Annotated in this window: 15 protein-coding genes, 2 tRNA genes and 3 rRNA genes; 5 read left to right on the forward strand and 15 right to left on the reverse strand. The window is 52.3% G+C overall.

The window, feature by feature from the left end; translation table 11 throughout:
* Positions 1–268 precede the first annotated feature (268 nt).
* The 5 genes from rrf (FVB43_RS03145) (at position 269) to rrf (FVB43_RS03165) (ending at position 934) form a co-directional block, all read left to right on the forward strand.
* Positions 269–384, forward strand: a 5S ribosomal RNA gene (gene rrf / locus FVB43_RS03145).
* Positions 385–432: 48 nt separating this feature from the next.
* Positions 433–508: transfer RNA gene (locus tag FVB43_RS03150), tRNA-Thr, on the forward strand.
* A 35-nt stretch (positions 509–543) separates the two neighbouring features.
* Positions 544–659, forward strand: a 5S ribosomal RNA gene (gene rrf / locus FVB43_RS03155).
* A gap of 48 nt (positions 660–707) precedes the next feature.
* Positions 708–783 (forward strand) — tRNA-Thr (locus tag FVB43_RS03160).
* A 35-nt stretch (positions 784–818) separates the two neighbouring features.
* Positions 819–934: ribosomal RNA gene (gene rrf, locus FVB43_RS03165) — 5S ribosomal RNA — on the forward strand.
* A 176-nt stretch (positions 935–1,110) separates the two neighbouring features.
* Here the strand turns inward: rrf (FVB43_RS03165) and FVB43_RS03170 are convergent.
* The 15 genes from FVB43_RS03170 to msrP form a co-directional block, all read right to left on the reverse strand.
* Entirely contained in the window at positions 1,111–1,872 is a 762-nt protein-coding gene (locus tag FVB43_RS03170; protein WP_133844197.1) for an amino acid ABC transporter ATP-binding protein, read from the reverse strand.
* Between the two features lie 8 nt (positions 1,873–1,880).
* On the reverse strand, positions 1,881–2,984 hold the full coding sequence (locus FVB43_RS03175) for an amino acid ABC transporter permease (protein WP_133844195.1): 1,104 nt from the start codon (positions 2,982–2,984) through the stop codon (positions 1,881–1,883).
* A 12-nt stretch (positions 2,985–2,996) separates the two neighbouring features.
* Positions 2,997–4,175, reverse strand: a complete 1,179-nt coding sequence (locus FVB43_RS03180) for an amino acid ABC transporter permease (protein WP_133844193.1) — start codon at positions 4,173–4,175, stop codon at positions 2,997–2,999.
* A gap of 68 nt (positions 4,176–4,243) precedes the next feature.
* Complete coding sequence (locus FVB43_RS03185; protein WP_133844191.1) at positions 4,244–5,269, reverse strand: amino acid ABC transporter substrate-binding protein; 1,026 nt, start codon at positions 5,267–5,269, stop codon at positions 4,244–4,246.
* 348 nt (positions 5,270–5,617) lie between these two features.
* Entirely contained in the window at positions 5,618–6,538 is a 921-nt protein-coding gene (gene lpxP, locus FVB43_RS03190) for a kdo(2)-lipid IV(A) palmitoleoyltransferase (protein WP_133844189.1), read from the reverse strand.
* A gap of 395 nt (positions 6,539–6,933) precedes the next feature.
* Positions 6,934–7,230 carry a DNA-binding transcriptional regulator Fis gene (fis, locus tag FVB43_RS03195; RefSeq protein WP_000462905.1) on the reverse strand — a complete coding sequence of 99 codons (297 nt, stop codon included), beginning with the start codon at positions 7,228–7,230 and terminating at the stop codon, positions 6,934–6,936.
* Between the two features lie 25 nt (positions 7,231–7,255).
* Positions 7,256–8,221, reverse strand: coding sequence for a tRNA dihydrouridine synthase DusB (gene dusB, locus FVB43_RS03200; protein ID WP_133844187.1), 966 nt, complete (start codon positions 8,219–8,221; stop codon positions 7,256–7,258).
* A 307-nt stretch (positions 8,222–8,528) separates the two neighbouring features.
* Positions 8,529–9,410 carry a 50S ribosomal protein L11 methyltransferase gene (gene prmA, locus FVB43_RS03205; protein ID WP_133844185.1) on the reverse strand — a complete coding sequence of 294 codons (882 nt, stop codon included), beginning with the start codon at positions 9,408–9,410 and terminating at the stop codon, positions 8,529–8,531.
* 10 nt (positions 9,411–9,420) lie between these two features.
* On the reverse strand, positions 9,421–10,875 hold the full coding sequence (panF, locus tag FVB43_RS03210; protein WP_133844183.1) for a sodium/pantothenate symporter: 1,455 nt from the start codon (positions 10,873–10,875) through the stop codon (positions 9,421–9,423).
* On the reverse strand, positions 10,865–11,107 hold the full coding sequence (locus FVB43_RS03215; RefSeq protein ID WP_133844181.1) for a YhdT family protein: 243 nt from the start codon (positions 11,105–11,107) through the stop codon (positions 10,865–10,867). The genes panF and FVB43_RS03215 overlap by 11 nt, the downstream gene beginning before the upstream one ends.
* A gap of 196 nt (positions 11,108–11,303) precedes the next feature.
* Positions 11,304–12,653 carry an acetyl-CoA carboxylase biotin carboxylase subunit gene (gene accC / locus FVB43_RS03220; RefSeq protein WP_133844179.1) on the reverse strand — a complete coding sequence of 450 codons (1,350 nt, stop codon included), beginning with the start codon at positions 12,651–12,653 and terminating at the stop codon, positions 11,304–11,306.
* 11 nt (positions 12,654–12,664) lie between these two features.
* Positions 12,665–13,135, reverse strand: coding sequence for an acetyl-CoA carboxylase biotin carboxyl carrier protein (gene accB, locus FVB43_RS03225; RefSeq protein ID WP_133844177.1), 471 nt, complete (start codon positions 13,133–13,135; stop codon positions 12,665–12,667).
* 20 nt (positions 13,136–13,155) lie between these two features.
* A complete protein-coding gene (aroQ, locus tag FVB43_RS03230; protein ID WP_133844175.1) occupies positions 13,156–13,608 on the reverse strand; it encodes a type II 3-dehydroquinate dehydratase in 453 nt (150 codons plus the stop codon).
* Between the two features lie 228 nt (positions 13,609–13,836).
* Positions 13,837–14,445, reverse strand: coding sequence for a protein-methionine-sulfoxide reductase heme-binding subunit MsrQ (msrQ, locus tag FVB43_RS03235; protein WP_171148947.1), 609 nt, complete (start codon positions 14,443–14,445; stop codon positions 13,837–13,839).
* Between the two features lie 3 nt (positions 14,446–14,448).
* Positions 14,449–15,453 carry a protein-methionine-sulfoxide reductase catalytic subunit MsrP gene (gene msrP, locus FVB43_RS03240; RefSeq protein WP_167863380.1) on the reverse strand — a complete coding sequence of 335 codons (1,005 nt, stop codon included), beginning with the start codon at positions 15,451–15,453 and terminating at the stop codon, positions 14,449–14,451.
* Between the last annotated feature and the right edge of the window lie 127 nt (positions 15,454–15,580).

Here is a 15,580-nt window from a genome sequence, read left to right on the forward strand (position 1 = left end):
AGCGCAGCGATGCGTTGAGCTAACCGGTACTAATGACCCGTGAGGCTTAACCTTACAACGCCAGAAGCGTTCTGGTGGCGTTGAGAGACGCAAAAGAGATTTTCAGCTTGTTACCGGATAAAGAATTAGCGGAAACGAAAGATTTTACGCTGAGGCAAGGCGAAGCCCGGGGCGGCCCGAGGGAGCATACTGAAGTATGTGACTGAGAGACGCGAGGGTGAGAACGCCGCATCAGTGAAAAAGATTCGTTTCATGCACAAAGAATTTGCCTGGCGGCTTTAGCGCGGTGGTCCCACCTGACCCCATGCCGAACTCAGAAGTGAAACGCCGTAGCGCCGATGGTAGTGTGGGGTCTCCCCATGCGAGAGTAGGGAACTGCCAGGCATCAAACAACAAAGGGCGACATACGTGTCGCCCTTTAAAATTAAGTGTGCTGATATGGCTCAGTTGGTAGAGCGCACCCTTGGTAAGGGTGAGGTCCCCAGTTCGACTCTGGGTATCAGCACCAGTAATAAAGCGTGAGTTCGGTAAATCAAGAATTTGCCTGGCGGCTTTAGCGCGGTGGTCCCACCTGACCCCATGCCGAACTCAGAAGTGAAACGCCGTAGCGCCGATGGTAGTGTGGGGTCTCCCCATGCGAGAGTAGGGAACTGCCAGGCATCAAACAACAAAGGGCGACATACGTGTCGCCCTTTAAAATTAAGTGTGCTGATATGGCTCAGTTGGTAGAGCGCACCCTTGGTAAGGGTGAGGTCCCCAGTTCGACTCTGGGTATCAGCACCAGTAATAAAGCGTGAGTTCGGTAAATCAAGAATTTGCCTGGCGGCTTTAGCGCGGTGGTCCCACCTGACCCCATGCCGAACTCAGAAGTGAAACGCCGTAGCGCCGATGGTAGTGTGGGGTCTCCCCATGCGAGAGTAGGGAACTGCCAGGCATCAAACAAAGAAAGAACCCCGACCGAAAGGCCGGGGTTTTTTTTCGTCTGCTGTTTGTCGGTGAGCGACTCTTCACTTGATAAACCTTATGCTTTCGCATAGGGCTTTTGTTGGGGCATAAAAAAGCCCCACCGATAAGCTGGCAGGGCATGATGACATTATTTATGCCGATAAATCAGTGTATTACCTGAGACAGGAAGGCTCGGGTACGTTCAGACTTAGGATTAGCGAAGAACTCTTGCGGAGGGGCTTCCTCCACTATCTCACCACGATCCATAAAGATCACCCGGTCTGCCACGGTACGGGCGAAGCCCATTTCGTGAGTCACACACAGCATTGTCATGCCGTCTTCTGCCAGGCCAATCATGGTATCCAGCACTTCCTTCACCATTTCCGGATCGAGCGCGGACGTGGGTTCATCGAACAGCATAATTTTCGGCTTCATACATAATGAACGTGCAATCGCAACGCGCTGCTGCTGACCACCGGAAAGCTGCCCCGGAAATTTATGCGCATGCTCGGCAATACGTACACGCTCAAGATAATGCATCGCCAGTTCTTCGGCCTCTTTCTTCGGGGTTTTACGAACCCAGATAGGCGCGAGAGTACAGTTTTGTAAAACACTCAGATGCGGGAACAGATTGAAATGTTGAAACACCATCCCGACTTCGGTACGGACACGTTCAATATTGCGAAGATCGTCGTTAAGTAACGTACCATCGACGACGATACGCCCCTTTTGATGCTCTTCCAGATGATTAATGCAGCGGATCGTTGTCGATTTCCCGGAGCCGGAAGGACCGCAAAGAACGATGCGTTCACGGGGTTTAACCTTCAGGTTAATGTCTTTCAGTACGTGAAACTGTCCGTACCATTTGTTCACATTTTCGAGCGTAATCATCATCGCGTCGTCAGATGGGGTAATAATTTGAGTCATTTTAAACCTCAGTGCGGTGTACGCCCGGTGTGGAAGCGCTTTTCCAGATACTGGCTATAGCGCGACATGCTGAAACAAAAAATCCAGTAGACCAAAGCAGCAAAGACATAACCCTCGGTGGACATCCCCAGCCAGGCTGGGTCGACGGTGGCCTGCTGCACGCTGCTGAAGAGATCAAACAGACCGATGATGATCACCAGGCTGGTATCTTTAAACAGAGCAATGATGGTGTTAACGAGTCCAGGAATAACCAGCTTTAATGCCTGAGGCAGAATCACCAGCCCCTGGGTTTTCCAATAGCCTAAAGCCAGTGATTCGGCAGCTTCATATTGCCCTTTAGGCAATGCCTGCAGGCCACCACGCACCACTTCTGCCACATAAGCCGACTGGAACAGAATCACCCCGACCAGCGCACGAATGAGCTTATCGATAGAGCTGCCCTCAGCCATAAACAGCGGCAACATCACCGAAGACATAAACAGCACGGTGATCAGCGGCACACCCCGCCAGAACTCAATGAAAAGGACGCATAGCGTGCGCACCACCGGCATCTGCGAACGGCGACCGAGTGCCAGCAGGATGCCTAAAGGTAAGGCGCCTGCGATCCCCACAGACGCAATAATCAGCGTCAGGGTCAGCCCGCCCCACTGACGGGTTTCGACACGTTCCAGTCCCAGATAGCCGCCATACAGCAAGAACCAGACAACAATGGGGTAAATGACAGCCCAGGCGGCGATATAAGTGCCCCGACGCGGCAGCCTTTTAAGGAACATCGGTACAATCGACAGCAGACCGATCACCAGCGCAAGGTTGATACGCCAGCGCAATTCGTGGGGATACAATCCATACATAAACTGGCCAAAACGCGCATGGATAAACACCCAACATGCACCTTCTTTAGTACAGTCAGCACGCGTTTCACCCATCCAGTTAGCCTGGAACACCAGCCAGTTCAGCGCTGGAGGGATAACGGCCCAGATGACCCAGAGGCAGAACAGCGTCAGCAGTGAGTTACCCAGGCTTGAGAACAGATTTCTTCGTGCCCACAACACGGCACGTGACAATGTGCTGGTTGGTACGGTGGGCGTGTCATGAGTGGTAACAGTCGTCATAATCCCGTTCTCTTAGCGCTCAATGAGGGCGATTTTGCGGTTGTAGATATTCATTAACAGCGAAATCGACAGGCTGATGATGAGATACACACCCATGGTGATAGCGATCGTCTCGATGGCTTGACCCGTCTGATTCAATACCGTACCGGCAAACAGCGACACCATATCGGGATAGCCAATCGCTGCTGCCAGCGAAGAGTTTTTCACAATATTGAGATACTGGCTGGTAAGCGGAGGAATAATCACGCGCATTGCCTGTGGGATAATGACCTGACGCAGTGTGACCGGATTGGGTAAGCCGAGAGAACGCGCAGCTTCATGCTGACCGTACGGAACAGATTGAATTCCTGAGCGGATGACTTCAGCAATAAACGAAGAGGTATAGATCGACAGAGCCAGCGTTAGCGCCGCCAGCTCAGGGATCAGAACGAAACCACCACGATAGTTGAAGCCACTAAGTTCCGGGATATCCCAGTGCATTGGGCGGCCTGCTAGCAGCGAGGTGAACAGTGGGAACATAATCAGCATCACGATAGCCGCAGGCCATGTACGGCGCAGTTGTCCTGTTTTCAACTGATGCTGTTTGTTATAACGAAACAGACCGAACGAGATGACCAGTGCCAGTAGCACTGCAATCAGGAAAGGGCCGGTTCCCGCTGCATATTCAGGCCACGGGATATACAACCCACGGTTGCTGACAAACGCGAGATCAAAGGCATTCAGTGCCTGACGAGGTCCTGGCAAATTGCGTAACACAGCAAAATACCAGAAGAATATCTGCAACAGCGGCGGGATATTACGGAACGTCTCAATATAAATATTAGATATTTTCCGCAGCAGCCAGTTGTCAGACAAACGGGCCAAACCAATAAAGAAGCCGAGGAAAGAAGCAAAGACGATACACAGCGCAGAAACCAGTAGGGTATTGGTGAGACCCACCAGGAACACGCGAGCGTAGGTATCCCCTTCAGTATAATCAATCAGATGCTGGACGATACCAAAGCCAGCGCTACGTTCAAGGAAACCAAAACCGGAAGTAATGCCACGGCTTGCCAGGTTAATGATGGTGTTATGAATCAGATAACCCGCAACGGCCAGAACCGCGACGATCGCAATGATCTGGTAAAGCCAGGCGCGCACCGCAGGATTGCTGAATGAAAAATCCCTTTTTACGGTTGGGCGTTGAGACATGTTGAGACCTCAGTGACGAACATTCTGGCGTGGGCACCAGTAAGCCTGGTGCCCTGTAATCGTGGGAATTAACGTACTGGTGGTGCGTACTGAATGCCGCCATTGTTCCACAGGGCATTCTGACCACGAGCAATTTTCAGCTGGCTATCTTTACCGACGTTACGGTCAAAGACTTCCTGATAGTTGCCCACTTGCTTGATGATGTTATAAGCCCATTTGTTATCGAGCTTCAGGTCTTTACCGAAGTCACCTTCCGCGCCCAGCAGGTGAGCCATATCTGGCGTCGATGGTTTCGCCGTCAACTGATCAACATTCTTAGAGGTAATTCCCATCTCTTCGGCATTCAGCATTGCGTACAGAGACCATTTAACGATGGTGTACCAATCGTCATCACCGCGGCGTACAACCGGACCCAGAGGCTCTTTGGAGATCACTTCAGGAAGAACGATGAATTCATTAGGTTTGCCCAACTTGATACGCAATGCGTAAAGCTGAGACTGGTCAGAGGCGAGCGTGTCGCAACGGCCGGTATCGAGAGCTTTAGCTGATTCATCAGAACGGTCAAAGGTCACCGGGGTGTACTGCATTTTGTTAGCTTTGAAGTAGTCGGCCACGTTCAGCTCGGTATCCGTACCTGCCTGGATACATACTGTGGCACCGTCCAGTTCTTTAGCGCTTTTCAGACCGGCTTTTTGATGGGTCAGGAAGCCGATACCGTCGTAATAGTTTACGCCTGCGAAGATGAAGCCCATACCGCCATCACGGGAGGAGGTCCAGGTGGTATTACGAGAAAGGATGTCGACTTCACCCGACTGCAACGCAGTGAAACGCTCTTTTGCAGTCAGCGGGGTATATTTTACTTTTCCAGCATCACCAAACACGGCTGCAGCGGCAGCACGGCAAACGTCCACATCAATACCCGTAAATTTACCGTTGGAATCCGCATAGGAGAAGCCTGGCAGGCCATCGCTGATACCACACTGTACAAAGCCTTTCTTCTTAATGGCATCCAGTGTCGTGCCAGCATGGGCCTGATTTGCAACCGCAAACAGCGTAGCTGCAGCAACCATCGTCGTGAGCATCATCTTTTTCATAAAGCATCCTGTGTGGCGAATTCGTTTTGTTATGTTTAGCGCACGCTTTGGTGCACTTTGCCTGTCTGTGGCCGAAGCCATTCACTGCTTTGCAAAGGTAATGCCAGATTTGCATAGCCCTGAATTTGTTGAAAAGCGTTGCTAATAAAGGGGAGTTTCTTACAAGTAGTATTAATATCGCGCACCAGGAAGGGGCAAAAATAGCCGTGATGGTCACAAATAGTGCAATTAGTTTCACTATATGGAAGCAGTGTGAGGGCGGCGTCAGTTTTTGTTACTTAAATGTAAATAGTCTTGCGCAAACCAGCGCCCTGAGGCGCTGGTGAGAGAGAAAGAGGATAAGGAGGATTAATAGAGAGAACTGGCACCGGCAGGACGGGTTTTAAAGCGGCGATGCAGCCACATATACTGATTCGGCGCACGCATAATCTCGCGTTCAATTACCCGGTTCATATACTCGGCTGCCAGCTGTTCATTCTCGATCGGGTAATCCTGGAGTTCAGGCTGGATGACCAGTTCATAGCCGCTGCCGTCTTCTTTGCGGATCAGTACCACCGTGATCAATGCAGGTTTCGCCATACGCGCCAGCATCCAGGTGCCACTGGTAGTCGCTGCCTCTGGCACGGCGAACAGCGGGGCAAACACGCTCCCCTTCGGACCGTAATCCTGGTCAGGGGCAAACCACACCGCTTCACCCTGTTTTAGCGCCTGTACCATGCCGCGCAGGTCACGGCGATTAATCATCGCCTTGTTAGAACGCATACGCCCTTTGGTCTGTATCCATTCCATCAGCTTGTTATTGTGCGGGCGATACATTGCCATCATTGGCTGACAGATACCCATTGCGCGTCCGCCCAGCTCCAGCGACATAAAGTGCACGCCAATAATCAGCGCCCCGCGCTTTTCACGCTGCGCAGCCTGAAGGTTTTCCAGGCCGGTAACGCTGAACCAACGTTTCACTCGACGATCGGACCAGAACCAGGCCATGCCGGTTTCCAGTAATCCCATTCCCAGAGATTCAAAATTTCCGACGATACGGCGTTCAAGCTGCTCAGGGTCGATATCCGGGAAACAGAGCTCCAGGTTACGGCGGGCAATCGAGACGCGGCGTTTCATAAAACGCATGGAGGTACGGCCCATCCAGAGGCCCAGTTTGTTCAATACAGGATAAGGGAGCTGTACCAGCAGGAATAATACACTGACACCAAACCAGGTCAGCCAATAGCGCGGGCGCAGAAAGCCCCTGTGGAATTTTTGTGACGGCTTCATATTTACTCATTTAAGCATTAAGGGCAGAGAACCTGTAACGCATAATGAAGGCAATCAGTAGCGGTACAATCATTCAGACACCCATTCAGTACGTAGGTTTAGCCACGGCTCATTTTTGGCAGTAATTTACATTCAGGAGATGTTGCATACTGCGTTCAGAAGGTGAGGGCGGCGGGCCTGCGAAGGAATTTCAAGTACACGTGAGTTTACACAGGTTATCCTGCATACAGGAAGAGGTGAGCGGGATTTTTCTTGTGCGAAAAGGCCTGTCAATCTTCACCCATTCTCCACATCACCTACATAGTATGCGTCAGGGATGATGCGACTATCAATAAAAAAGCGCTTAGCCCTAAAGAGGGATAAGCGCTTTCGAAACAACATGATAGCCAGGGCTATTAGTTCATGCCGTATTTTTTCAGTTTCTTACGTAGTGTACCGCGGTTGATGCCCATCATCAGGGCTGCACGGGTCTGGTTGCCACGGGTGTATTGCATCACCATGTCCAACAGAGGCTGTTCTACTTCAGCCAGTACCAGCTCATACAGATCATTTACATCCTGACCATTCAGTTGAGCAAAATAGTTCTTCAGTGCCTGTTTGACCGAATCACGAAGTGGCTTTTGGGTCACCTGATCCTGTGAATTCACGGTAGATACGGTCAGTACGTCAGAATTTACGCGTTGTTCGAACATAGTTCTGTCAGCTCTTTATTTCTAATTACGCAAGATTTTCGAAGTATGCCTCCAACGCCTCCAGCTGTTCGCTGGCATCCTCTATGGCGTTGAATGTGCGCCGAAACTGGTCGTTTGGGGCGTGCTCCTGCAGATACCAGGAGACGTGCTTCCGGGCAATACGGTATCCTTTGCGGTGACCATAAAAGTCGTGCAGTTCCCGTAAGTGCCCGATGAGCAAGCGCTTTACTTCAGCCAGTGGCATCGGTGCCAGCAGCTCCCCAGTGTCCAGATAGTGCTGGATTTCCCGGAAGATCCACGGTCTTCCCTGAGCCGCCCGTCCTATCATCAGGGCATCAGCCCCCGTATAGTCAAGTACGGCTCTGGCTTTATGCGGGTCAGTAATGTCTCCATTCGCGATAACCGGAATGGATACGTTCTGCTTAACTGTCCGAATGCTGTCGTACTCAGCTTCGCCGTTGAACAAACACGCGCGTGTGCGTCCGTGAATTGTCAGGGCCTGAATACCGCAGCGTTCAGCCAATTGGGCAATCTCTACACAGTTGCGGTTGTCGCTATCCCAGCCAGTGCGAATCTTTAAGGTAACTGGTACGTCAACTGCATTCACCACCGCTAAGAGGATAGACTTCACCAGCTCAGGGTGTTGCAGCAGCGCCGAACCTGCCATCTTGCGATTCACTTTTTTGGCCGGACAACCCATATTAATGTCGATCACCTGCGCACCTGACACTGCATTGATGCGCGCGGCTGCCGCCATTTCTTCCGGGTCACAACCGGCAATTTGCACGGTACGAATACCAGGTTCGTCACTGTGTACCATACGCAACCGCGACTTATCGCTACCCCAGACTTCAGGGTTTGACGACATCATCTCGGAGACGGTCATACCAGCGCCCATTGCATAGCAAAGGGTCCTGAATGGCCTGTCTGTTATCCCGGCCATCGGGGCTGCAATCAAACGATTACGAAGCTGGTGATTTCCTATGCGCATGAAAAAAAAGTGACCATAGTGTGTCCGCAAGGCGGCGTATATTACGCATTTTTTCAGGAAGATGAAAGGCCAAACTTTGAACAATCCGCTGTTGCGGATCAAGGAATCATCGTACCTGGCAGCGGAATTAATATTATAATTATATAAAACAATGAATTAAAAAAATACGACGAAATTGTGTACAAAGATTTTTCTTTTTTTGTGACCCGGATAACAACATAAATCACGCCAGTTGAGCCGTTATTCGAGACATATGACGTGATGAACGTGCTGACACAGCTTATCCGGGCTGCGCCAGCCGGTTATTTTATCGGCGAATACCCGTAATGCGACACCACTCTTCTTTCTCTGCCACGGGATCCAGCGTGAAGGTTTCCGCGTAAGCTTCACATACGCTGTCAGCCTGACTGGCCAGCACGCCTGAAAGGCCAAGATGACCGCCTGTTTTAGGCAGGACGCTAATCAGCGGTGCCAGCTCGCGCAGTGGGCCTGCCAGGATATTCGCCACCACCACATCAGCAATAAGGTTGTCTGGTTGCTGGTGTGGCAGATACAGCGAGAGACGCTCTGATACGCCGTTACGTTGTGCATTGTCACGGCTGGCCTGAATTGCCTGCGGATCGATGTCAATACCGATAGCGGCAGCAGCACCCAGCTTCAAAGCAGCAATCGCCAGAATGCCGGAACCACAGCCGAAATCGATCACGGTTTTACCTTCCAGGTCCAGACCATCCAGCCAGGCCAGACAAAGTGCGGTGGTCGGGTGGGTGCCGGTACCAAACGCCAGGCCCGGGTCGAGCATCACGTTTACCGCAGTAGGATCGGGCACATCGCGCCAGCTTGGGCAGATCCACAGGCGCTGTCCGAAGCGCATCGGGTGGAAGTTATCCATCCACTCACGTTCCCAGTCTTTGTCCTCGATCTGCTCAATCTTATGGTGAAAACCAGCGCCCAGCAGCGGATGCTGTTCCAGCCCGGCAATCACATCGGGCATCTCAGTTTCAGCATCGAACAGGCCAATCACATCGGTATCACCCCACAGACGCGTTTCGCCCGGTAAGGGTTCAAACACCGGATTGTCGTGGGTATCCTGGAAGGTCACCGACACGGCGCCATTTTCAATCAGTGCATCACCCAGCTCTTCAGCCTGAGCGCCGGTGGTATTAAGCTTCATTTGGATCCAAGGCATAATAATCTCTTCATTCAATCGGAGTGTGGGCAGTCGTCGCCAGGGTGTCAGAGTGACCAAAACGGTTGCCAATAATAAAGGCCAGCAAGCTGAGTAACAGTGCCGGAACAATCGGGTGGAACCCCCAGGGTTGCAGCGACAGGCTGGCCAGCAGGGTGTAACAGGCCGCACCCGATACCATACTGCTCAGTGCGCCAGCCGCGTTGGCTCTTTCCCAGTACAACCCCAGCACCAGCGGCCAGAGGAATACGGCTTCCAGCCCGCCAAAGGCCAGCAGATTCAGCCAGATAATCATATCGGGTGGATTCCAGGCCGCCACCAGCAACAGGAGCCCCAGTATCAGCGTCACCAGCGAGGATAAGCGCTTCAACAGCGGTTCATTATCCAGCTGATGCGGTCGCATCCGCAGATAGAGATCTTTGACGATCGTTGCCGACGATTGTAGCAGCTGTGCGTTAATGGTGGACATGATCGCCGCCATCGGCGCCGCAAGAAAGATCCCGGCAGCCAGTGGTGGCAGTACCTGGATCATTAACGTTGGGATCACCTGGTCCGGGATCTGTAAATCCGGGATCACCGCGCGTCCTAAAGCCCCTGCGAGATGCATACCAAACATCAGAACGGCAACGACCACGGTGCCAAGCAGGATCGCCAGATGTACGGCTTTACTGTCTTTATAGGAGATGCAACGTACCGCCGTGTGTGGCAGACCAATAACGCCAAAGCACACCAGCACAGAGAAAGAGGCAAGGAATGTCGGGGTCAGAATGTTATCAACACCTGTCGATGACACCAGTTTTGGATCAATATGCTGTAGGGTTTCTACGGCCTTATGCATCCCGCCAGCGGCATGGATCACGGCGAACAGCAGCAGGAAGGTGCCTGCCAGCATCACCAGGCCTTGCATAGCATCATTAAGGACGCTGGCACGGAAGCCACCAAACGCCGTATACAAAGCGATGGAGATGCCAAAAATCAGCAGTCCGGTATCGTAAGGGATCCCCGCAGCGGTTTCCAACAGACGTGCACCGCCGATGAACTGCACGGTCATGGCACCAATAAATGCGACCAGCAGGCTGATACTTGCCAGCCAGACCAGCATTGGGCTGCGGTAGCGTGCATACAGCATATCGTTAAGCGTCACGGCATTATAACGCCGCGCCAGAATGGCAAACTTCTTACCCAAAATCCCCAGTGACAGCCATACGGCAGGCACCTGTACCATCGACAGTAGCACCCATCCTAGTCCGTATTTATAGGCGGCGCCTGGGCCACCAATAAACGAGCTGGCGCTGATATAGGTGGTGGTCAGTGTCATGGCCAGCACGAAGCCACCCATTGAACGGCTGCCGAGGAAGTATTCACTCAGGAAGCTGCCCTCACGGCGCTGACGCATGGCGTACACAGAGAGTCCGGCAACCAGTAACAGGTAGCCAATTAGAGGCAAAATAATGTCAAGCTTCACCGTCATCCTCCAGAGGAATATCGCGGAAGATGACGCGAACCATCAGCCAGCAGAGAAAAATGAACAAACCGGGCACCAGCAGGCAGGCGATTTCAAACCAGTGCGGCAGTCCGGTGACACCTTGCACATCGTCCGGTAGCCAGGCTGACAGCGCCCAACAGGCAAGATAAGCCACTGCCAGCCAGAATGACCAGCGCGCTTCACGGTGGGCCTGAATAAAACGTTTTTCCATGCGTTTCTTCCCCAAAATAAGAAGGGGCCGAATAATCGGCCCCTCTGCATACAGCGAACTCTGCTGGCGGGTCGGGCATGCCCGACCGCTACGATAGGGCGGGAATGCCCCCGTAGAGGTCAGACATGCCCGCCCCCCTACGCTATGGTGGGTATGCACCCTCCTGTAGAGGGCAGGCACGCCTGACCCGGGCCAATTATTTCTCTTGCAGGCCGAGTTTTTTCTCCAGATAGTGGATATTCGTTCCACCGTGCTGGAAGTTCTCGTCCGACATGATTTTCATCTGCAGTTCGATGTTGGTCTTAATTCCGTCGATGATCAGCTCCGCCAGCGCATTTTTCATGCGTGAAATAGCCACATCGCGGTTTTCACCGAAGGTAATCAGCTTACCAATCATTGAGTCATAGTACGGCGGCACGCTATAACCGGCGTAGATATGAGATTCCCAACGCACACCAAATCCACCTGGTGCATGGAAGCGGGTGATTTTGCCTGGGCTTGGCAGGAAGGTGTTGGCATCTTCAGCGTTAATACGGCATTCCACCGCATGACCGCGAATGATCACTTCTTCCTGTTTGATCGACAGCGGCTGACCGGCAGCAATACGCAGCTGCTCTTTAATCAGGTCAACGCCTGTGATCATCTCCGTCACCGGATGCTCTACCTGAATACGGGTGTTCATCTCAATGAAGTAGAACTCACCGTTTTCATACAGGAACTCGAAGGTGCCGGCGCCACGATAGCCAATATCAACACAGGCTTTCGAGCAGCGCTCGCCGATGTAACGGCGCATCTCTTCAGTGATACCTGGTGCTGGCGCTTCTTCCACGACTTTCTGGTGACGACGCTGCATTGAGCAGTCACGTTCAGCCAGATAGATAGCGTTGCCCTGACCGTCAGCCAAAATCTGAATTTCGATATGGCGTGGGTTTTCCAGGTATTTTTCCATGTAAACCATGTCGTTGTTGAAAGCCGCTTTGGCTTCCGCTTTCGTCATGTTGATGGATTGTTCCAGGTCTTTGTCGCCGCGCACAACGCGCATACCACGACCGCCGCCGCCGCCGGAGGCTTTAATAATGACCGGATAGCCGATGCGTTTTGCGAAGGCACGGTTTTTATCCATATCTTCGGTTAACGGGCCATCGGAGCCTGGCACCGTCGGAACACCTGCTTTCTTCATCGCGGTGATTGCCGACACTTTATCGCCCATCAGGCGGATAGTTTCTGCTTTCGGCCCGATAAAGATAAAGCCAGAGCGTTCAACCTGCTCGGCAAAGTCAGCATTCTCAGACAAGAAACCGTAGCCTGGGTGGATAGCAACAGACCCGGTGATCTCAGCGGCTGAAATCAGTGCCGGGATGTTCAGATAGCTTTTCACTGACGGTGGCGGGCCAATACAGACCGTTTCATCTGCCAGCAGTACGTGCTTCAGATCGCGGTCCGCAGTGGAGTGCACTGCCACAGTCTTGATGCCCAGTTCTTTACAGGCGCGGAGAATTCGCAGCGCGATTTCACCACGGTTAGCAATTACAATTTTATCCAGCATGGCTCGCCTCGTTATTCGATGACTACCAGCGGCTCGTCAAACTCAACAGGCTGACCGCTTTCGACCAGAATCGCTTTCACAATGCCGGATTTATCGGCTTCGATCTGGTTCATCATTTTCATCGCTTCAACGATGCACAGGGTGTCACCGGCGTTAACTTTCTGACCGATTTCCACAAAGGCTTTCGCATCCGGGCTTGGGGTACGATAGAAAGTACCGACCATAGGAGAACGCACGATATGGCCACTGATCTCAGCAGCTGCAGGCGCTTCCATTACCGGAGCGGTAGCCGGAGCGACAGCGTTAGCCAGTGCAGGCTGCTGCATCATTGGTGCAGCATAGGCCTGCTGCATCATCGGGTAACCAACGTTAACTGGTGCACGGCTAATGCGAACAGACTCTTCGCCTTCAGAGATTTCCAGTTCAGCGATGCCTGATTCTTCAACCAGTTCGATCAGTTTTTTAATCTTACGAATATCCATGATGTGGTTCCGTACTCTGTTTAATGAGATGGTGACAGGCGTTTGACTGCCGTCTGTAAAGCCCAGGAATAACCGTCGACGCCAAGTCCACAGATCACGCCGGCAGAAATATCAGAAAGATACGAATGATGACGAAAGGGCTCACGGGCATGCACGTTTGACAGATGAACCTCGATAAACGGGATGCTGACTGCCAGCAGTGCGTCACGCAATGCCACGCTGGTGTGTGTGAATGCAGCCGGGTTTATGACGATATAATCGACATTGCCTTTCGCCTCATGTATGCGATCGATCAGCGCATATTCCGCATTAGACTGGAGATGACTCAGTGTGACGTTAAGCGCGTTAGCCTGCGAGGTCAGATCGCTGACAATCTCGGCCAGCGTGGTATGACCATACTTTTCAGGCTCACGGGTTCCCAACATATTCAGATTGGGGCCGTTCAAAAGCAGTACGTGCAACTTATCCGTCATCTTGCTGCTATCTCCTGCGATAATAATGGCATCGCACAAAATACATCGCCAAAGCCAGTTTGTCACCTTTTCAGATGAAATTTGGCAAAGGCCACGAATGAAGTCGGGCATTATAACGATATCAACGCAATTAGCAGCTAAATACTGGTCGTATCAGCGAAGATGATCAACCACACCCGGTTAAAAAGGCAGGGTTGATCGCTGAAGATGTGGGGTGGAACACAGTAATCAGGATTTACCTGGCAACCACTTACGTAGCTTTTTGTAACGCCATGCCAGCAAGATCGCGGCAATTAACGCATAAATCCACGGCTGAGGGGAAAGGATTTTTACCGACCACAGATAATGAACCGGTGCCAGGATAGCCACCAGATAGACGGCATTGTGCAGTGTTTGCCAGCGCTTACCCAATGTGCGCTGTGCCCGCTGGAACGATGTGACAGCCAGCAGTAGCAGCACGATCCAGCAAATAATACCGAGTGTCAGGTAAGGGCGTGAGATCAGCTCTGATCCCAGCAGACCGAGATTACTGATCCCCAGTTCGAGTAATGAGTAGCTCACCAGATGCAGCGTGGCCCAGGCAAAGCACCATAATCCCAGCAGGCGGCGTACACGAATCAGCAGCGGTTGCTTACCGTAGCGTGCCAGCGGCGTTACCGCGAGGGAGGCCAGCAAAAATTTTAATGCCATTCTGCCGGTAAAATGCTGGATATCTTTGGCCGGGTCGGCACTGAACCAGCCCTGATCAATCGAGAGCAGCAGCCACAATAGCGGCAAAAAGCCCGCCAGATGCAGCAACACCTTCAGGCCTGTAATCTGTTTTAACGACAGGCGCACCATTTAGAAATTCTCCCGCAGATCCAGCCCGCGGTAGAGGGAAGCAACCTGTTCAGCATAACCGTTAAACAGCAGCGTTGGCTGGCGTTTGACATCAAGAATACCGCCGGAGCCGATAAAACGTTCGGTTGCCTGTGACCAGCGTGGGTGATCGACGTGAGGATTCACATTGGCGAAGAAACCATATTCATTGCCTGCCAGCTGATTCCAGGTTGTTGGGGGCATATCTTTCACCAGGGTGATTTTTACTATCGACTTGATACCTTTAAAACCGTATTTCCACGGCACTGTCAGGCGAATGGGCGCACCGTTTTGTGGGGGCAGCGCTTTGCCATATACGCCGGTGGTTAACAGCGTGAGTGGGTGCATGGCTTCATCCAACCGCAGGCCTTCTACGTAAGGATAATCCAGCCCCCCGCCGATAAAGCGGTCCTGCTGGCCTGGCATCTGATCGGGCGCGTAGAGCGTCTGGAAAGCAACATAGCGTGCATTGCTGGTGGGTTCGGCAGCCTTCAGCAGTTTACCCAGCTCGAAACCGATCCACGGCACTACCATGGACCAGGCTTCGACACAGCGCATACGGTAAATGCGCTGCTCCAGTGGAAAGCGCTTAAAGATATCATCCATATCAAGCGTGAGCGGCTTGCCAACTTCACCGCCGATCTGGATCTTCCAGTCGGTGGTTTTTAATGTGCCGGCATTGGCGGCAGGATCCGCTTTATCCAACCCAAACTCGTAAAAGTTATTATAGCCAGTGACCTTGTCTTCTGGCGTCAGCGCAAGGTCTGCCTGATAAAGTGCGGGTTTGCTAAATTCTAATGCTTTACCGGATGCCGCCTTCGGGCGGTCATTACCTTTAAACCATGACAGCACATCAGCGCGAGCGGCGGTGGGCAGGGAAAGTGCAGCCGCACTCAACCCGAGGGTTTTGAGCAGCGTACGACGGCGCGTATTAAAGACGCTCTCCGGCGTGACATCATTTTCAGTCAGTTTGTTGATGGTTTTCATCTGTGACCCTTGCTCAGGTATGGGTAATAACCCTGAGCATGGCGCAGTGCCACGATTTAAGCGAATACTGGCGAAAAAATATGAAATTTCCTGGGAGAAAGGCATCCCTCGCCATCATAGCGAGGGA

It is taken from the genome of Erwinia rhapontici, from assembly GCF_012271765.1.
GTDB classification, from domain to species: domain Bacteria; phylum Pseudomonadota; class Gammaproteobacteria; order Enterobacterales; family Enterobacteriaceae; genus Erwinia; species Erwinia rhapontici.